This is a genomic window from Floridaenema flaviceps BLCC-F50 (assembly GCF_041929275.2).
Taxonomy (GTDB): Bacteria; Cyanobacteriota; Cyanobacteriia; order Cyanobacteriales; family Aerosakkonemataceae; genus Floridanema; species Floridanema flaviceps.
Genome location: NZ_JBHFNR020000001.1, coordinates 3,343,715 through 3,361,269, shown reverse-complemented (window position 1 = coordinate 3,361,269; position 17,555 = coordinate 3,343,715). Strand labels below are relative to the sequence as shown.

The 17,555-nt window shown below is 39.6% G+C and carries 18 protein-coding genes; 8 read left to right on the top strand and 10 right to left on the bottom strand.

Annotation, left to right across the window (positions count from 1 at the left end; genetic code table 11):
• Positions 1-9: 9 nt before the first annotated feature.
• Positions 10-708, bottom strand: coding sequence for a PEP-CTERM sorting domain-containing protein (locus tag ACE1CI_RS16235; protein WP_413261003.1), 699 nt, complete (start codon positions 706-708; stop codon positions 10-12).
• A gap of 441 nt (positions 709-1,149) precedes the next feature.
• Between ACE1CI_RS16235 and ACE1CI_RS16230 the strand changes: the two genes are divergently transcribed.
• The 3 genes from ACE1CI_RS16230 to ACE1CI_RS16220 all read left to right on the top strand — a co-directional run bounded on the left by ACE1CI_RS16230 (position 1,150) and on the right by ACE1CI_RS16220 (position 4,617).
• On the top strand, positions 1,150-1,332 hold the full coding sequence (locus ACE1CI_RS16230) for a hypothetical protein (RefSeq protein WP_413261004.1): 183 nt from the start codon (positions 1,150-1,152) through the stop codon (positions 1,330-1,332).
• A 91-nt stretch (positions 1,333-1,423) separates the two neighbouring features.
• Complete coding sequence (locus tag ACE1CI_RS16225; protein ID WP_413261005.1) at positions 1,424-3,955, top strand: endonuclease MutS2; 2,532 nt, start codon at positions 1,424-1,426, stop codon at positions 3,953-3,955.
• A 386-nt stretch (positions 3,956-4,341) separates the two neighbouring features.
• Positions 4,342-4,617 (top strand): helix-turn-helix domain-containing protein, encoded by a 276-nt coding sequence (locus ACE1CI_RS16220; RefSeq protein ID WP_413261006.1) that lies wholly within the window; start codon positions 4,342-4,344, stop codon positions 4,615-4,617.
• A 247-nt stretch (positions 4,618-4,864) separates the two neighbouring features.
• Here the strand turns inward: ACE1CI_RS16220 and cmoB are convergent, their stop codons facing one another.
• A complete protein-coding gene (gene cmoB, locus ACE1CI_RS16215; protein WP_413261007.1) occupies positions 4,865-5,848 on the bottom strand; it encodes a tRNA 5-methoxyuridine(34)/uridine 5-oxyacetic acid(34) synthase CmoB in 984 nt (327 codons plus the stop codon).
• A 124-nt stretch (positions 5,849-5,972) separates the two neighbouring features.
• A complete protein-coding gene (gene cmoA, locus ACE1CI_RS16210) occupies positions 5,973-6,743 on the bottom strand; it encodes a carboxy-S-adenosyl-L-methionine synthase CmoA (RefSeq protein ID WP_413261008.1) in 771 nt (256 codons plus the stop codon).
• On the opposite strand from cmoA, the gene ACE1CI_RS16205 reads away from it, so the two are divergent.
• Entirely contained in the window at positions 6,733-7,161 is a 429-nt protein-coding gene (locus ACE1CI_RS16205; RefSeq protein WP_496615518.1) for a hypothetical protein, read from the top strand. The genes cmoA and ACE1CI_RS16205 overlap by 11 nt on opposite strands.
• A gap of 3 nt (positions 7,162-7,164) precedes the next feature.
• Here the strand turns inward: ACE1CI_RS16205 and ACE1CI_RS16200 are convergent, their stop codons facing one another.
• The 3 genes from ACE1CI_RS16200 to ACE1CI_RS16190 form a co-directional block, all read right to left on the bottom strand.
• Positions 7,165-7,749, bottom strand: a complete 585-nt coding sequence (locus tag ACE1CI_RS16200; RefSeq protein ID WP_413261010.1) for a PspC domain-containing protein — start codon at positions 7,747-7,749, stop codon at positions 7,165-7,167.
• A gap of 55 nt (positions 7,750-7,804) precedes the next feature.
• The gene (locus tag ACE1CI_RS16195) at positions 7,805-8,251 is read right to left on the bottom strand and encodes a hypothetical protein (protein ID WP_413261011.1); all 447 of its coding nucleotides are present in this window, start codon (positions 8,249-8,251) and stop codon (positions 7,805-7,807) included.
• A 68-nt stretch (positions 8,252-8,319) separates the two neighbouring features.
• Positions 8,320-9,753, bottom strand: coding sequence for an MFS transporter (locus ACE1CI_RS16190; RefSeq protein ID WP_413261012.1), 1,434 nt, complete (start codon positions 9,751-9,753; stop codon positions 8,320-8,322).
• Between the two features lie 247 nt (positions 9,754-10,000).
• On the opposite strand from ACE1CI_RS16190, the gene ACE1CI_RS16185 reads away from it, so the two are divergent.
• Entirely contained in the window at positions 10,001-11,230 is a 1,230-nt protein-coding gene (locus ACE1CI_RS16185; RefSeq protein ID WP_413267118.1) for a U32 family peptidase, read from the top strand.
• Positions 11,220-12,386 (top strand): U32 family peptidase, encoded by a 1,167-nt coding sequence (locus ACE1CI_RS16180; protein ID WP_413267119.1) that lies wholly within the window; start codon positions 11,220-11,222, stop codon positions 12,384-12,386. Before ACE1CI_RS16185 ends, ACE1CI_RS16180 begins: the two co-directional genes overlap by 11 nt.
• A 21-nt stretch (positions 12,387-12,407) precedes the next feature.
• Here ACE1CI_RS16180 and ACE1CI_RS16175 read toward each other — a convergent pair whose 3' ends face one another.
• The 3 genes from ACE1CI_RS16175 to ACE1CI_RS16165 all read right to left on the bottom strand — a co-directional run bounded on the left by ACE1CI_RS16175 (position 12,408) and on the right by ACE1CI_RS16165 (position 14,659).
• Positions 12,408-12,815 (bottom strand): helix-turn-helix domain-containing protein, encoded by a 408-nt coding sequence (locus ACE1CI_RS16175; RefSeq protein ID WP_413267120.1) that lies wholly within the window; start codon positions 12,813-12,815, stop codon positions 12,408-12,410.
• A complete protein-coding gene (locus ACE1CI_RS16170) occupies positions 12,796-13,098 on the bottom strand; it encodes a type II toxin-antitoxin system HigB family toxin (RefSeq protein WP_413267121.1) in 303 nt (100 codons plus the stop codon). The genes ACE1CI_RS16175 and ACE1CI_RS16170 overlap by 20 nt, the downstream gene beginning before the upstream one ends.
• Positions 13,099-13,315: 217 nt before the next feature.
• Positions 13,316-14,659, bottom strand: coding sequence for a cytochrome P450 (locus ACE1CI_RS16165; RefSeq protein ID WP_413267122.1), 1,344 nt, complete (start codon positions 14,657-14,659; stop codon positions 13,316-13,318).
• A gap of 214 nt (positions 14,660-14,873) precedes the next feature.
• Here ACE1CI_RS16165 and ACE1CI_RS16160 point away from each other — a divergent pair, with 214 nt between their 5' ends.
• Positions 14,874-15,503 (top strand): AAA family ATPase, encoded by a 630-nt coding sequence (locus ACE1CI_RS16160; RefSeq protein ID WP_413267123.1) that lies wholly within the window; start codon positions 14,874-14,876, stop codon positions 15,501-15,503.
• 5 nt (positions 15,504-15,508) lie between these two features.
• Positions 15,509-16,201, top strand: coding sequence for a hypothetical protein (locus ACE1CI_RS16155; RefSeq protein ID WP_413267124.1), 693 nt, complete (start codon positions 15,509-15,511; stop codon positions 16,199-16,201).
• Positions 16,202-16,270: 69 nt separating this feature from the next.
• Here ACE1CI_RS16155 and ACE1CI_RS16150 read toward each other — a convergent pair whose 3' ends face one another.
• Positions 16,271-17,365 carry a site-2 protease family protein gene (locus ACE1CI_RS16150; protein ID WP_413267125.1) on the bottom strand — a complete coding sequence of 365 codons (1,095 nt, stop codon included), beginning with the start codon at positions 17,363-17,365 and terminating at the stop codon, positions 16,271-16,273.
• Positions 17,366-17,555: the final 190 nt, after the last annotated feature.

Sequence of the window (17,555 nt, the reverse complement as noted above, 5' to 3'; positions counted from 1 at the left end):
CCTGTCAGATTAAGCACATTGTTTAGATTGCTTGCGTTTTAAGGTAGCTGCACCTAAACCACCAAGAGCTAACAAACCCAATACAGAAGTCGGTTCGGGAACTGACTGATTGTTGTTTGTCGGTGTGTTGAAAGTCAAATCGTCCAAGCTGTAGCCAAACGCTCCTGTGAAATCGATCTCTAGGCGATGAATTCCTGGCAAGTTAATGGAAACTGGGAAACGATTGGTGTTAGAGAAGTTGAGGGTGTTAATTAGTGAGTCGGCTAAATCGTAAACGCGAATTTGGTAGTTGTCTAAATCGCCACCAGTATCACCAATGTTAAATGATACAAAATCGGTTACTGCGGCTGTCAAAGAGCCCGGCTGTACAAAGCTGAAGAACATATCGCCAGTGACAATAGGCGGAATTTTTCCATCTTTATCCAACGCAACTATGCTGTTCACGCCAGAACCGGAACCAAGTCCAAATCCTTCCTTAACAACTGCGACACCTGCACTTTCTCCTGGTTTACCGAATCGCACCCCTTGAGAGATGAAATCGTCTGTCAGTACTGATGCTGGATTGGGTGTATTTGTTGGCAGAGTTGTGCTAGGAAGTCCCTCGAAATCTAATGTTGCCGCTTGTGCAAAGTTATTAATTGCTCCAAAAAATACACTGCTGGCAATTGCGATCGCGCCCAAACTTGTTGTATAAATTTTGCTAATCATGTCTATGTTTTCTCCGTGATTTAGATGACAAAACAACTCGTGTCCCTTACCAAATAAGGAAAGGAACTGATGAAACTAAATGCAGAGGTCTGCTGATTTAAAACTAGGTAAAAATCCTGATTTCGATCTGATGCAACCCGATCGACTACTTAGATCTACAGAGCTAGGTCGATCGATTCCTTAAATTTAATTAGGTAAGACTATTCCTCGTTAAATGGAAATACAGTGATGTACAACTTGTCAGTTATTTAAGGTTTACTGCTTTTATAATTGGTAGTGAACGTGCTCATGAGCAGTACCTTTTGCCTTTAATTTTCGTTATCCTACTTTTGAGAGGGATAATAGCCAGTCAGGTTAAGCAGATTGACAGAGGTTTAACCACCTCGATCGGCCTTAGTTTGTAACAAGAACTTTACAAGCGCTCAGGCAATAGGATTCAATATGATTATCTTGGCTGGCAATTACTTGGCTCCACTCAGACCTTTTTATGAACGAGATGAGGAAGTTTTAACGGAAATGTTTGCTGATTTAGATGCGGATCAACTAGATCATATCGAGAATTATCCTTTAATTCCTGAATATTTAATCCTGGAATTTTGGGAAGAATTTAGTCTGGATTGTTAAATGGTTGTTCTGTAGTTGATTAACTAAATCCCTGTCGAGATTCCGTAACTGTCAAATTAATTTACCCTATTGAAATTAGATTTTTTAAGCCTTGATTCAAAACGAAACTCTAGAACTACTCGAATGGCCTCGCTTGTGCCATCATTTATCTACCTTCGCTGCTACTAAGTTAGGAGCGATCGCAGCACGTCACCTGCAAATCCCTCAAACTCAAGCGCAAAGTTTAACACTTTTAGCCCAAACTAAGGAAGTTTACCAATTAGAAACTCGCTTAGTTTCTGGGTTAAAATTTGATGGCATTACTGATATTGGTGATGCTTTAGAAAGAGCAGAATTACAAGGGGTTTTGTCAGGTGAGGAGTTGTTGAATATTGCCACAACTCTTGCTGGAACAAGACAACTGCGCCGAGTTATTGATAACCAAGAAGATTTGCCTGTTTTAACAGAATTAGTCGCAGATTTACGCACTTATCCAGAGTTAGAACAGGAGATCCATCGCTGTATTGACGATCGCGGTGATGTTGCCGATCGCGCCAGTCAAAAACTCGCTGGTATTCGCCATCAAATGCGCCAACAGCGAGACAGAATTTATCAGATTTTACAGGGAATAATTCAACGGCAATCTAATGCTGTTCAAGAACAAGTGATTACCCAAAGAAGCGATCGCTTTGTGATTCCGGTAAAAGCAACTAGTAAAGATGCAATTCCGGGAATTGTTCATGATACTTCGATGAGTGGCGCGACGCTTTATGTGGAACCAAATTCGATCGTATCTTTGGGAAATCAACTGCGGCAATTAATGCGTCAAGAACAAAACGAAGCAGAAGCAATTCGTAGAGTTTTAACTCAACAAGTCGCAGAAGTTAAACCAGATTTAGAGCGATTATTGGCGATCGCTACAACTTTAGATTTAGCCACCGCTAGAGCCAGATATAGTTTATGGTTAGAAGCAAATCCCCCAAGATTTATTGAACCGCAAAAAGAAACTATTACTCTGCGACAATTGCGCCATCCCCTGTTAGTTTGGCAACAAAAACATGAACAAGGATCGGCAGTAATTCCGGTTGATTTATTAATTCAACCTCACATCAGAGTTGTCACAATTACGGGGCCAAATACAGGGGGAAAAACTGTTACTTTAAAAACCTTGGCTTTAGCAGCTTTAATGGCAAAAGTTGGGTTATTTATCCCCGCACGCGAACCCGTAGAAATTCCCTGGTTCGACCAAATTTTAGCCGATATTGGTGACGAACAATCCCTGCAACAAAGCCTTTCTACTTTTTCTGGTCACATCCGTAGAATTAGTCGGATTTTAGCAGCAATTTCTGGGGGAATGGGGAGATGGGGAGATGGGGAGATGGGGAGAGAAGAAGTGGGGAGATGGGGAGATGGGGAGATGGGGAGAGTAGAACTAGAAAATCCCCCCATCCCCCTACCTCCCCACCCCCCCACCTCTTCCCCCCAGTCACTAGTACTACTTGATGAGGTGGGTGCAGGAACAGATCCGGCGGAGGGGAGTGCTTTGGCGATCGCACTTTTACAACATCTCGCCAACACTACTTTATTAACAATGGCGACGACTCACTTTGGCGAATTAAAAGCACTTAAATATGAAGATGAAAGATTTGAGAATGCCTCAGTAGAATTTAATGATCTTACGCTTTCGCCAACCTATCGATTATTGTGGGGAATTCCGGGACGTTCTAATGCTTTAACAATTGCGCGAAGGTTAGGATTAGATGCCGAAATTGTCGAAGAAGCGCAAAAATATGTAGGTGGTGCATCGGAAGATGTTAACCAAGTAATTGCAGGTTTGGAAGCGCAAAGAAAACGGCAAGAAACTAAGGCAGAAGAAGCAGCGGAACTGTTAAAACAAGCGGAGAAATTGCATCAAGAAGTAGCGAGAAAAGCGGCAAATTTACAAGAAAGAGAGCAGCAATTGCGGCTACAACAAGAACAAGCTGTACAAGCTGCGATCGCGCAAGCAAAAGGCGAAATTGCTCAAGTAATTCGCCGTTTACAACAGGGAAATGCGACTGCACAAGATGCACAAGCAGCGACAGCAGCAATTAATCAAATTAAAGAGCGACATTTACCACCGCCAACAAAACCAAAACCGGGATTTAAACCGCAAGTTGGCGATCGCATTCGCATTCCCAAACTTAATCAAACAGCGGAAGTTTTAACTGCTGCTGATGAAAACGGTAACTTAAGCGTGCGATTTGGCATCATGAAAATGACCGTTTCTTTAGCAGATGTTGAATCTTTAAGTGGGGAAAAAGCAGAACTTCCAGTTAAACAAAAACCCGCTGAAAAAGAAACACCTCGCACTTCGCCAAACAAAGGCGGAACTCAAGCGCCACCACCCGCACCCGCTATTCGCACCTCACAAAATACCGTTGATATTCGCGGTTATCGAGTCGCAGATGCGGAAAGCGAATTAGAACGGGGAATTCGTGCGGCGACTAATGCTGGCGTGTTGTGGATCGTGCATGGTAAAGGTACGGGAAAACTGCGCCAAGGTGTGCATGAATTTTTGCAAGAACACCCACAAGTTGAGCGTTTCGAGTTAGCTGATTCTAAAGAAGGTGGTGCAGGAGTGACGATCGCTTATCTGCGTTAAACTCAGACTAAATTTGTCCTAAAAATAAACATTCTGCAAAGTAGAGATGTTGTATGAAATGTCTCTACTTTGCTTTTTCAGAGGGTTTGGTGTACACAATTGATAACGGCTACTTAAATATAACTTTAGCTATTCTTAAATAGGACTTACGCAAAACTCTATTTGTAGGGTGCGTTAACGTCAGTGTAACGCACCAGTCCACAGTATTTAGTTGTCTGTGCGTAAGTCCTATTAAAGTTAGGAATTTTACAAATTCTTTCTTGCCATCAGCCATAAGGAGGAAAGTACAATAATAACGATAATGAAAATTATATGAACCGTTTTGTTAATCAGAACGGTTGACAAATCACTTAACACCGTATAGTTGATTGAGAACCAATTAATCAATGAATTTTGAGGAAATTCTAGAAACCATAGAAAGGGTGCTACTATCCCGAAAACTCACTCCCATCGAGCGATTTATTTTGCATCAGTCATGGTTAGGTAAAGCTTATACTCAAATGGCAGAGGAGTCTTCTTATTGTAGTGCTTATATCAAAACCATTGGCTCTCAATTGTGGCAAGATCTCTCACAAGCACTAGGGGAGAAAGTCACCAAAAAAAATTTGCATTTAATTTGGAGTGACTATCAGAAAAAGCAGCAAAAGTTAAGAGGAAGCTAGGACAAATTTTATCAGATTAAGTAGGTGCAAATAAATAAAGTGATAATAGTTATCTAAGGATGGGGCGGGCAGGATGCCCGCCCCACAAGAAAGCTGTCACTCTTGTGGGGTGGGCAGGATGCCCACCCCACAAGAAAGCTGTCACTCTTGTGGGGTGGGCAGGATGCCCACCCCACAAGAAAGCTGTCACTCTTGTGGGGTGGGCATCCTGCCCGCCTTGGTTTTCACTTTATTTACCTATACCTACTTAGTCTTTCCTGGCAATAACATAATAACGCCAAGGTGCAGGATAACCTTCCACCGTTAAAGAATCATCATCAGAATTGAGGAATTCCTGTAAACTATCAATATCTGCCCAAGCAGTGCGACGCTGTTCTTCAACTGACAAAGGTGCAGCAAAAAAACAGTTAATCTGGGTAAAACCTGCACGCGCTAACCAATTTTCTAAACAAGATTGAGTGGGTAAAAACCAAATCCCTCGCGCCTGTGCGTAACGCTTCCGGGGAGTGAGGGAAACTGGTAATTCTCCGGGTATTCCTTGACAGTCTATGATAATTTCTCCCTTGGGTGCTAGGGCTTGTTTCATTTTGCCTAAAAGCCCGATCGGATCGGGATGATGATATAAAATTCCCAAACAAAAGATTGTATCAAAAAAATTAGGATAAAAGTTAATATGTTCTACACCAAGTAACTCAAATGTCAGATTTTCTTGTCGGACAATATTTTGCATTAATTGAAAGTTCCAAAAGTGTTTAGCCACAGGTTCAAACCCAATCACACAATCAGGTTTTTGTTCTGTCATCCGAAACATAAAATAACCATTATGGCAACCAATATCCGCAACTTTACGATTTTCTAAAGATTGAATATGAGGTAAAATTCGCGCCCATTTCCAATCCGAACGCCATTCAGCATCTATATTAATTCCAAACAGTTCAAAAGGGCCTTTTTTCCAAGGACAAAAAGTTTTTAGTGATGGCAAAAAACGCTGTTGTTGTTCTGGGGAAAGTTCATCTTTTTGCCCAATTTTCACAACTGCATCAGAAAAGTCAAACCAATTGCTTTGAATATCTTGAATAGCTGCAACTGCTTCTTGATATTGACGATTTGGCGGCGTGAATAATTTAGCTTGGCGTTCCTGACGAAGGGTTAAAATTGCCTCGCGTTCTAGTTGGGTGGAATAGCGATCGCAATAATCAGGCGCAAGATAACCAATAAACTCATCAAACATTCAAAAATTCCTATTTAAGTGCTACCAACGAAATTTGTAGGGTGCTTCAGAGCCTAAATTTGCGCCAGAGGAGCAGAGTTTGAACTTCTGACGCACCTACTTATTATGCCAGTAATTCCTGTTCCTATTTCAGTGCTACCAACGAAAGAAAATTATGCAGTTTAATCAAAGAATCAACCTGCTGAAAACCACTATCTTTTAACATTTGCAATTGCTCAGTTTCAGTTAAAGGTACTAAAACATTTTCCAGCGCTTCCTTTTTGCGTTCAATTTCCGTTTGAGCATAACCATTATACGCCTTAAAAGCTTCATAATGTCGGGTAATTGTTTCTTGAAATAAGGGATAAGGTGATTTCACCTTTTCACTCAAAAATAACAAACCACCAGGAACTAAACCTTGATAAATAGACTTCAGCAACTTTTGCCGCACCTGTAAAGGCAAAAACTGTAAAGTGTAATTAATAATTACCACGCTGCTATTTTCAAAAGAGCAGTTTTCCGCACTATCACAAATTAATTCAACTTGATGTATTTGCTGAATTGGGAGCAACTTTTCTCTAGCTTTTTCTAACATTGGTGACGAATTATCAATCCCAACTAATGTAGCTGGTTGCTGCAAAAATCGCCCGATTAATTCTAAAAATGTTCCCGTAGAACAGCCAATATCAATAATTTTGGTTCCAGGTTGATAGTAAGCTCTAGCCCAATGAGCAGCACAGGCTAAAACTTCACGATAGAGAGGAACTGAACGAGAGATCATGTTATCAAAAACATTGACCACATCTTCGTTAAACACAAAAGGTTTGGGCCAAGGTTCTTTTTGAAACAGTTCATCTTTTTCAGGACTAAGATAAAGTTCGGTAGGATAAATTTTAGGATCAATTTTGTCTGTCATTCGCTTAGGGATTATAGGTATTATGGCAAACTGGTTCCGGTTTACATTGCTGGCAACTGCAATCATGAATTTTGTAGGAGCAGTTGTATTTGCACTACCAATCTATGGTAAAGGAGAGATTTTCGGACTGCCTCAGAATGCTCATCCTTTATATCTTTCGATCGTATCGTCTTGGATTCTCATTTTTGGTTTAGGATACATTTGGATGGCGGTTAGTGCAAAGCCCGATCGCCTTTTTATCGCAGTAGCAGCAACTTGTAAATTAGCAATTGCATTTTCCTTTTTTACATTCTGGCTCATGGGTGATTTACCATTATTAACTGTATCTGCTGGGAGTGGCGATCTCTTGTTTGCGATCGTCTTCATCTATTGGCTGTTGCCAACAAAAAGAGAGACAAAACCGGGAACTTTGGATTAGTTTTTAGATAGATATAACCTCTGATTCCAAGGGAAAAGCTAACCACAACCAAAGATATAAAGGTGCGCCAAATCCAGGAGCAACAATTGCTAAAATTACTGTGGCAATTCTTACTGCTAAAAGTGGAAATTTGGTTTTTTTAGCGATCGCAGCACAAATTCCGGCTATTAGTTTATGACGACGACTGCGGTAAAAAATCGCAAATGGTGCTACAGTTGTTAGTTCTCCTTTTCGCAGTTTAGCACTTCTTATTGTGGAATAAATCAGTATTGCGATCGCACCTAAAATCCCAGAGGGAATAGTAAGAATTGCCAGCCAATGAGCAAAAGTCATTAGTGTAATTGTTTCCCCTAAAGAGGGATTTCCGGGACATTTATAGATGGTGATATCAACTGTACAACCATTGCGTTCTGCTAAATCCACTCCTGTTAAAGCTATTAGTATGGGTAAAGCTGCATACAAAATGCAAATGAGCAGCAGAACTAATTGCCAAGGAATTGATAGAGAACGGCGAATTGCGATCGCAGCTAACGCTGGCCCAAAAAATAGCAGCAACGAAATTAAAGACAGGAAAAAAATTTCACCCATTGCAAATGTTTAATGTAATCTAGTTTCCCAATTAATAGTTTAGTTTATTCTGTCTTCAATGCTTAATAAATTGTTGAATAGATACAGCTAAATTCTGTAATAGTTGATTGTCGGTACTGGGAATAGGAGTTAAATAGAAAATTTCTCCTGAAAATAACTTTAAGGTTAATCTGTAAAACTGAATCCCAAATAATTTAAAAGGTTCAACTTCAACTAAATAAATTTTGGTAATCGGAAAATGACTATGTTGATTTCCTAGCCATCCTTTTTGTTTAAAAGTAACCCGATTGTCCAACTTATCAAATAAACAAGTCTTTTCCGGGCTGCCAAACATCATCAAATTAGCACAAATGATGCAAAATAATCCAAACCAATCAACAGGAGGTAGAGAAGAGATAAAAATTAGCAGTCCAATTGTTGCGGTAAAACTGCTCAAAACCCAAATGCCAATGGGACGTTCCCGCAGAGTTAGTAAGGTAAAAGTGCGCTGAATTACTCGCATATTTCAAGTATATCTGAATCTAGATCCCCGACTTCTCTAAGAAGTCGGGGATCTGAGTAGCTTAAAATCTAAAATCGATTCACTGCTTCCAGAGATTTCCCAGTAGTTTCAACCTGAAACATATAGGTGATTATTGCTGCTAATACGCAAAATATCGCCAACAAAAACAGCAAGATGGAAATACCTATTGATTTCTGTAAAATTGGTAAAGCGAAAGTACCTAAAACGGCTCCAGCTTTGGCGAAAGCGGCAGCAAAACCTGCACCACTGGCGCGAATTGAAGTGGGAAAAACTTCTCCAGATAAGAGGAAAGTTGTGGAATTTGGTCCTGCATTCATGGTTAAATTAAAGATTAAAAAACCGAGAAAGACGATCGCCATATCCAAAAAACTATTTGAGTCGATAAAATTAGAAGCTGCTAACACCAAAAGCCCCACAGCCATGCCACAAAAGCCAATAATTTGTAAGCGAATTCGTCCAACTTTTTCAATCAAAAATACCGCAATCAAAAAACCAGCAATTAAAAACAGATCGACAAAAGCAGAACCTCTAGCAGAAGCGATTTCTCGTTCAATAAAACTGGTTGCATTTTCAAAAGCTAAAACCCCAATAATTGTTGGTGTATAAATGCCAATTCCATAAGTAGCGATATCTTGTAAAAACCAAGGAACTGAAGCCAAAATTGTGCTGCGAAGGAATTGAGGAGAAAATAAGGAACTGTAAGAAAAACTTGATTCTTTTGTTGGTGGATCGGTTTCTTTTGTAATTGCGATCGGTTCATTTAATAAAGTAGTTGCCGCCTCAGAAGCTTCCTCATATTCGCCTCTAGCAATGTAATAACGGGGACTTTCTAACAAGAAACTAAACCGTAAAATCGCCACAATAATTGCTAAGAATAACCCAACTCCTAACATCCAACGCCAAGAATATTGAATAATTGGTAATATTGAATCTGGATAAATTACTTGAAACAAATGAATTATAATTAATCCAGTTACCGCACCCAAAAGCGCTCCAACTGCTTGAAAAGTAAAAGCACCAATTACCATTCTTCCCCGCAGTCGAGAAGGAACATTTTCAGTAATATATGAAACACTAATTGGATAATCTGCACCGATACCAACGCCCACCAAAAAACGAAATATAATAAGTGAAGTGGCATTCCAAGCAAATGCTGTTCCAGCAGTAGCAATGATAAAAATGGCAATATCAATAATTAACATTAAATGTCTGCCAATTTTATCAGTAATTGGGCCTAAAGTTAATGCTCCTACTAGCGATCCTGCGATCGCAGCTACCGCCACAGCGCCAACTTGCGTCGAACCTAAATTAAAGTCTTGCTTAAGAAATGGTAAGGCGATACCAATAATAAAAAAATCGAAACCATCTAAGGCAATTAATCCCGCAGATAATACCCAAAGTAACCACATAACACGAGTTACTGGTGCAGCATCCAGCCTTTGTTCAAAGGATAAAGGTTGGCTAGTTAAAGTTGTAGTCATTTCGTTACTTTCTTAGTTCCTGAGTTTTACTACTAAAGAATGAGTTTTAATGTTACAAGGTTTTTGCCGACGAATTTGAATACCCAGCGATAGAAATTCCGACAAAACCCGCCCATCTCTACAATTTGTAGCAAATATTGAAGTACGTTGTTGCGCTTCAGCGCAAGAGTTTAGCGCTGAAGCGCAACAACGTACCTTAATAACCAATTAAAATCAATATAATCAAGCTATAGTCCAAAAGAATACCATGTGGAAACCCGAACTTCTAGCCCCAGCCAAAAACTTAGAACGCCTCAAAGTTGCCATTGCATACGGCGCAGATGCGATATATTTAGGCGGGCAAAATTACGGCTTACGGGCGCGTGCTGATAATTTTACTGACTATGAATTAGAGCAAGCTGTAGTATTTGCTCATCAACATAATGCGAAAATTTATGTTACGCTAAACGCCTTTCTTCACGATTCGGATTTTGTCGGATTAGCCGAATATTGTCAATTTTTAGAATCTATTGGCGTAGATGCTGTTATTGTTTCCGATCTAGGGGTAATTCGGGCTATTCGTAACAGTTCAAATTTAAATATTCACTTATCAACGCAAGCTTCTTGTCTCAATTCTTATGCTGGGCTGTTGTGGAAACAAATGGGAGTGAAGCGGTTAATTGTGGGGCGAGAATTGACGATCGCAGAAGCTGGCGCAATTCGACAAAACTCAGGCATTGAAGTAGAAATGTTTACTCACGGTGCCATGTGTATGGCTTATTCGGGACATTGCACCATTTCTAATTTTACCGCAGGTCGAGATTCTAATCGCGGCGGTTGTATTCAATCTTGCCGATTACCTTATCACTTGGAAACTGAAGACAAGAAACGAGATGATTTAATAACTTTCATGTCTTCGAGAGATTTGTGGGGAATCTATCAAATCGGAGAGTTTTTTCAACATCAAATTTGCTCTTTAAAAATTGAAGGGCGAATGAAATCTTCTTTTTATGTTGGCTTGACTTGTAAGGTTTATCGCCAATTAATTGATGCTTATGCAGCCGGAACATTGAACGCAGAAATGTTGCAAGTTGCGGCGCGAGAACTGCAATCTGTGCCTAATCGAGACTATTTTTCTGGTTCTTTAGAAACGCCAGCAAGTAGAGATTCTGTGTTCGGACAATTGTCTGGGATAAATACAGGAACTTACGAATATTTAGGTTTAGTTGTTGATACTACTCCTGAAGAAATTGTGTTGCAACTTGTGGAACCTTTAGCATTAGGAGAAGAGATTGAGATTATCCCATTTCAAGGGGAGGCGATTCGGGGGAGAGTCGATCGCCTTTTCTCCATCACAGGTGAAAGCGTAGAATTTATGCGCCAAGATAGTATTGCGCGAATTCCCAAATTTCCCGCAGCAACAAATGCAGCAAATATTGCCAAATATAATGTAGTTCGATTCAAATCAGCAGTTAAAGAAGTCGCAAATGCAATTTAACACTTTTATCTCATCAATTTCAGATTTAGAACGGTGCGTTAATGCTCCTAATTTACAGGAAGTGTTATTAGAACCGATGTTATTAGCACGTCAGGGAAAACTCACAGAAAATCAGGTAAAAACTTTAGCCGAGGAAGCTTTAAAACGAGGATTGCGCTCGGTTTTAGTTTGGGATATTCTGATGCCGGAACGGGTAATGAATGATGTTTGTGAAAGGTTAAAAAGTTGGGATTTCAGTCAATTTGCAGCGATTCGCGTTTGCGATCCGGGTGTTGCTTATTGGTTGAAAATTCACTTCCCAAAAATGCCAATACAGTTAATTGTGGAAACGGGAAATCATAACCTAGAATCTTTGCTTGGGTGGTGCGAAATTTTTGGGGAAAGTTTGGAAAGGTTGATATTATCGATCGAACTCCCCGAAGAAAAGCTAATTGAATATTGCCAAAAACTTCCTGTAGCTTGCGAACTACTAGGTGTTGGACAAATTTTACTATTTTACTCGCCGCGATCGCTACTAGCTGAACCTTTCGCAGCAGAAGATGATTTAAATTCAACGCTTTATTTAGAAGCTACTGCTGCTTTTGAAGATGCACCGAATCGGCATTTTCCCACATTAGAAACTATACATGGAACATTCATGTTTTTGGATAAAGACCAGTTTATTTTGGATAAATTGGAAGGATTAGAATCAGCAGGATTACATACAGTAAGATTAGACTTAAGACATTTAGAAAAAAATGGCGATGTCGCAGTTGATATCGATCATATTTGCCGTCAAATTCTCGAAGATACGGCAACTTTACGATTAAATTGGTTTAGAGAAACTCGCGCCCCATTCTTTAAAGCAAATCGCACTACTGCGCTTTTTCCTAGAATGAAATCGAAAGTAGCAGATTACCGAAATCAAAATTGTTTAGCGGAAGTGTTAACCGGAGAAAGTGGCAAATATGTAGTTTTTCAAACTTTCCGCTCTTTCGATATATCACAAATTCAAAAGATGATTATGCCCACAGGTGAAGAGATTAAAATCCCGCCGGAAATTGTCTTTCGTAACTTAAACGGCGAACAATTAGAAACTTTTACATCTGACCAAATTTTAGTGACAAATTGGATTAAAAAAGCAGTACCAGGAACTTTACTTTTGAGTAAAGGGTAGAGGATAAAAGGTATAAATATCTTATTCCACAAAATCCTCTGGCGACATATTGAATAAATCAGCAAGTTGACGAATTTGATTTTCTGTAAGTTGACGCTGACCATTCAATACTTCAGATACAATTGACTCATTCCCAAAAATAGGAACTAAGTCTTGTGGCTGTAAATTATATTCTATTAACAATGCCTCAATTAGCTCTGCGCCAAAAATGTCAGGTATAGGTTCATGATGAAGTTGCTCGTACTCATAAACTAAAGTACCTAAAACGTTCAAATAGTCTTGTTCGTCCAATGTTAATTCACTTCGATCGATCAATGAATCAATTACTTTTTGGGTAGCTAGTAGTTCCTCCTCAGAATTAATTGGACGAGGAGGAAATTTTTTGAGTAATTCTATATATTCGTTAGTGTTAGTTGTACCAGTTGTCATTTTTCCAGTCCTCTTTGTCGTATTCTGCATGGGTGAGGACATGGCGGATAAAAACCTTTTGATATTTGTAATCTACAAAAGTGATAAGTCTATAGTTATTACCGCCAATGTTAAAAACTGTAAGATTACCGACTTGATCGGCTGAAGGGAATGTTTGGCGTAATTCATCAAAATTTTGCCATTGTCCCTTTTTTATGCGTTTGTTCCATAAACGGAGGCTAGCTTCTGCATTAGGGTGTTTTTCCCAGAATTCTCTGAGTTTTGCAGGAGTAATAACGTGCATAATCTTTCTCTACTTCGTAAATTATTTTGACTTTTCATAGTTACTGTTCCTTTTTGCATTTGCTACATTACTAAATTTAACAAATTATATTATTTCTGTCAAATTGTTTCAGATGGGCTTACACAGACATTAGGAAAAGCACTATGTTTTGTAGGTAAAATTCATCAATTTTCACTACATACATGATTGCTGCGTAAGCCCAATAAATATGAAAAATCTAGCGAGAATTTGCTACCATTCGCATTCCTGCGGGTGCGGCTAAAGTTAAGCCTCTTCGTACTGGGCGCACTGGACGTTTATTGACTGAAGAAACTTGAAAACGTGACAGGATTGTTGCTAAAATTATCTTCATCTCATACTGAGCAAAAGCCATACCAATACAACGTCTATTTCCCCCGCCAAAGGGCAAGTATTCATAAGGTGAAAACTGCTTTTCTAAAAAGCGTTCTGGCTTAAATTCATTGGGTTGTGGGTAAACTTCTTCTCGGTGATGAGCTAAATAAATGCTGGGAATAATTACTGTTCCAGGTTCTAATTTATAGCCCATAATTTCGATCGCATTTTTTACTATGCGGGGAAAGGCATTCAAAGCAATGGGATAAATTCGCAGTGTTTCTTGACAAACTGCTGTTAAATAAGGCAATCTGGCAATAATACTTGGGTCTGGGTTTTCTCCTAAAGTCTCTAATTCACTTAACACTTTTTCTCGGACTTTGGGTAAGCGATCGATCCAATACAAAGCCCAAGTTAATGCTGATGCAGTAGTTTCATGTCCAGCAATTAATAAAGTCATTAATTCATCGCGTAATTCTACATCAGTCATTGGTTGATTATTTGCGTCACGGGCTGACATCATTAAACTGAGGATATCTTGGCGATTTGTGTTTACTTCGGCTCGACGTTCCCTGATTAAATCATAAATTAATTCATCAATTTGTTTTACTTGGCGCAACATATAACCCCAAGGACTCCAAGCACCTAAGTCTTTTTGGAGAGAGCCAAAAAATAAGGCGAAAGATAACAAGGGAGAACCGAGAAATTCTAACAATGAACTGATTTTGTGTTGTAGTTGTTGTAATTTTTCTCCTTCATCTAAACCAAACACAACTCGCAAGATTACTCGCAGGGAAATTTCTTGCATTGAATGGCGAATATTAAAAGGTTTGCCAATTTTCCATCGATCGATCACCTGTTGAGTAATTTCCTCAATAGTTTGACCATAAGTTCGCATTCTTTCGCCATGAAAGGGAGGAGTTAAAAGTTGACGTTCCCGCTGATGACGTTCTCCATCCAAAGTCAGTAGGGAATTTGCACCCAAAAGAAATTCTAAACCATTCCCCCTACCTACTTCAAAATGTCGGGAATCAGCTGTAAAAATTGTTTGCAGTGCTTCGGGTTGGCTGAAGTAAACCAGGGGAGTATTTCTGCCTCCGACGGTGAAGGAATCGCCATAAATTTTGGCAAAATCTTCCACATAATCTACTGGGCGAGTAACAAACTTGAGCAGGCGTAGAAATACGGGCATTTTTGGCCCATTAGGAAGAGTGCGATCGAGAGTCATAAAGATATTTTGCTAAATTCCCATCTAGTTTATTGTGCCAATTTCTACTTGACAAATGCCACAGAGCAAAGAGAGAAAAAATCTTCCGACTACCTACTACCTACTACCTACTACCAATTACTGATGAGCAAAACCTATTTACTAAATATAAAAAAATTAAGAAAAAAGTCGAAGAAAGCAGTATATTCTGGAAAGTGAGCGTCGGAAGCAACCAGTGGCTAAAATCATCGCAATTCTAAACGGTAAGGGAGGCGTAGGAAAAACTACTACAGCTATTAATTTAGCTGCAACCCTCTCGGAGAAATCAAAAGTTCTTTTAGTTGATGCAGATATTCAAGGTTCCGCCAGTTGGTGGTATGAGCGAGGTAAGGATTCATGGGGATTCGATCTATCCCAGGAAACAAATCCTCAACTTTTGAATCGGTTACGCAAGACAGAAGGCTATGATTTAGTTGTGGTAGACACACCTCCGGCGCTGCACTCGGAAGCATTAGCAGCGGTTATAGCGATCGCAGATTATCTAGTTTTGCCCACACCTCCAGCACCAATGGATTTAGCCGTACTGATTGAAACAGTCAGAGAAGCAGTGACACCGAAAGGTATCGCTCATCGGGTACTGCTAACAAGAGTTGATTCGCGGAGTTTGGGCGAAGCACTAGAGGCGCAAAACACGCTTTTAGAACTAGGAATCCCCGCTTGTCATGCTTTTGTTCGGGCTTATAAAGCTCACGAAAGAGCCGCTTTAGATGGCGTACCAATTACACATTGGCGCGGCAAAAATGCGCGGGAGGCTGAAGCTGACTACCGTCGAGTTGCTAACGAATTACAGCGAGATTGGAGGTAACAATTATGGCAAGAAAAAATCTTTCTGATTTACTGCGTCAAGAAGCACAAAAGGACACAAATTCTGAAAATGAAACAGTGAAAAATAATGATAACGGAATCATTGATGTACCAGTAGTAGAAGCAGTGGAAGTTACAGCAGAAGAAGTTACCATAAATGTAAACGATCAAACTTCTACTAAAGGGAATAGTTCTACTAAAGCCGAATTAGAAACAACAGTGACTCAATTGCAAGCGGCTTTAGACACAGCTAAAGAAAATGAAGCAACTTGGCAAAAAGAAGTTGAGGAATTGCGATCGCACTTAATAAAATCCCAGCAAAATGAAGCTAAATTAGAAAAACAGCTGACGGATTTGCGATCGGAATTAGACAGCCAGAAAAAGTTACTGAAACAGCAGGAACAAAAGTTAGAAAAAACTAACCAAATGAAAAAAGAGTTAGACGAAGCGAAGCAAACTTCCCTGCAATTAGCAAATGCTAACTCGGCAATTGAAGAAGAGGTAAAACAGTTAAGAAAGAAATTGGAAGACTTACAACCCAAACCCGCACAATTACCAACAAAACCTGCACCATTAGCAACAAACCCCGCACCATTACCAGTTAGACAAATAAGAAAAGAAGGGAAACACTTACATTTCCCCTCACAAGCAACTGATAATTCAGATGATTTCGCCTCTAATACTTGGTTGCTGGACTAGAACTTGTAGCAGTTGGCAAGTAAGTGAAATTAACCTAAGTTTTACCTCTTACCTTCTGCCTTCAAAAAGTTAGCGTTTTTGTAGTTTTGCTTCTAACAGTTTGGCGATCGAATCCTTTTCCAGCAATCCCACTAACACACCATCAGCTTGAACTACAGGTAGTTCAGTAACGTTAGTTTGTTCGATCAACTTTGCCACATCAAGCAAAGATTGATTTGAATTTACTACCTTAGTTTGATCTACAGGTTTTGTCAGATCTCTTACTGGTGTGAAGGGCCAAAGATCGGTGGAAACAGTTCTCATGTCATCAATAGCAATTTCTCCTACTAACCGACCTTGTTCATCGATGACTAAAAACTTGCGCCAGAGGTCTTTACCAATCACATAATCGTTAGCTAATTTTCGCAAAGAAATTGACTCTAAAACAATTGGGCTGTTAGGATTTACTGCTTCCTCAGCTTTCAAATTGGTGAGTTGATTTTGCAATTTAGCATATTGAACAGCACGCCCAGCATTTTGTAACAAGAACCAACCAATTAAAGCGTACCACCAACCACCAGCAAAGCCAGTTCCCAATAATCCTAAAACAATTGATAGCCCGAAACTAATTCCTAGAAAACCAAAAATTTGACCAAATCTACCAGCGAAAATCACACCTTTAAAAGGATTACCAGTGATTTTCCAAACCAGGGCTTTCAGAACATTTCCACCATCTAAAGGTAAGCCAGGAATTAAGTTAAATAAACCCAATGCGAGGTTAGTATAAGCTAGCATTGGTAAAATCACTGCCCAAGGCCCATAAATGCCAGCGCCCGCACTAAGAAATGTGAACAATCCAAACAGCAGAAAACTAACTAATGGGCCTGCGATCGCCACCCAAAAAGCCCCCGCTGGAGTCTTAGATTCTTCCGCTAAATTAGCCAAACCACCAAACAAAAACAAAGTAATTGATTTGACTTCTATTCCTTGACGAATAGCAGCAAAACTATGTCCTAGTTCATGCGCCAAGACAGAGGCAAATAGCGATAAAGCTACGATCAATCCCAGTACTATACCCAGTTGGCTGCTATAGCTTAACGTCACCAATCCCAAAATGAAAAACCAAGTGGGATGGACGAAAAAGGGAATGCCAAACAAATTACCAATGCGAATAGAACCGTTCATTTATTTGCCTCTGATTTCAGCTTCTAGAAGATAATTTTACCTTCTGTTATCTTCAATTGTGACAAAATGTAACTATTGTTTTCATTTTTCAATTATCGTATTTTCCGTCATTTACGGTTCGGTTTTGCCGATCGCAAACAAAATACCTAACAATTTCGGCATAATATAAGAGTACCCCTCCTCTCTTTCT

Excerpts from the sequence above, each read along its gene's own strand:
- ACE1CI_RS16235 (WP_413261003.1), bottom strand. The coding sequence starts at position 708 with ATGATTAGCAAAATTTATACAACAAGTTTGGGCGCGATCGCAATTGCC.
- ACE1CI_RS16230 (WP_413261004.1), top strand. The coding sequence starts at position 1,150 with ATGATTATCTTGGCTGGCAATTACTTGGCTCCACTCAGACCTTTTTAT.
- ACE1CI_RS16220 (WP_413261006.1), top strand. The coding sequence starts at position 4,342 with ATGAATTTTGAGGAAATTCTAGAAACCATAGAAAGGGTGCTACTATCC.
- cmoB (WP_413261007.1), bottom strand. The coding sequence starts at position 5,848 with ATGTTTGATGAGTTTATTGGTTATCTTGCGCCTGATTATTGCGATCGC.
- cmoA (WP_413261008.1), bottom strand. The coding sequence starts at position 6,743 with ATGACAGACAAAATTGATCCTAAAATTTATCCTACCGAACTTTATCTT.
- ACE1CI_RS16200 (WP_413261010.1), bottom strand. The coding sequence starts at position 7,749 with ATGGGTGAAATTTTTTTCCTGTCTTTAATTTCGTTGCTGCTATTTTTT.
- ACE1CI_RS16195 (WP_413261011.1), bottom strand. The coding sequence starts at position 8,251 with ATGCGAGTAATTCAGCGCACTTTTACCTTACTAACTCTGCGGGAACGT.
- ACE1CI_RS16190 (WP_413261012.1), bottom strand. The coding sequence starts at position 9,753 with ATGACTACAACTTTAACTAGCCAACCTTTATCCTTTGAACAAAGGCTG.
- ACE1CI_RS16185 (WP_413267118.1), top strand. The coding sequence starts at position 10,001 with ATGTGGAAACCCGAACTTCTAGCCCCAGCCAAAAACTTAGAACGCCTC.
- ACE1CI_RS16180 (WP_413267119.1), top strand. The coding sequence starts at position 11,220 with ATGCAATTTAACACTTTTATCTCATCAATTTCAGATTTAGAACGGTGC.
- ACE1CI_RS16175 (WP_413267120.1), bottom strand. The coding sequence starts at position 12,815 with ATGACAACTGGTACAACTAACACTAACGAATATATAGAATTACTCAAA.
- ACE1CI_RS16170 (WP_413267121.1), bottom strand. The coding sequence starts at position 13,098 with ATGCACGTTATTACTCCTGCAAAACTCAGAGAATTCTGGGAAAAACAC.
- ACE1CI_RS16165 (WP_413267122.1), bottom strand. The coding sequence starts at position 14,659 with ATGACTCTCGATCGCACTCTTCCTAATGGGCCAAAAATGCCCGTATTT.
- ACE1CI_RS16155 (WP_413267124.1), top strand. The coding sequence starts at position 15,509 with ATGGCAAGAAAAAATCTTTCTGATTTACTGCGTCAAGAAGCACAAAAG.
- ACE1CI_RS16150 (WP_413267125.1), bottom strand. The coding sequence starts at position 17,365 with ATGAACGGTTCTATTCGCATTGGTAATTTGTTTGGCATTCCCTTTTTC.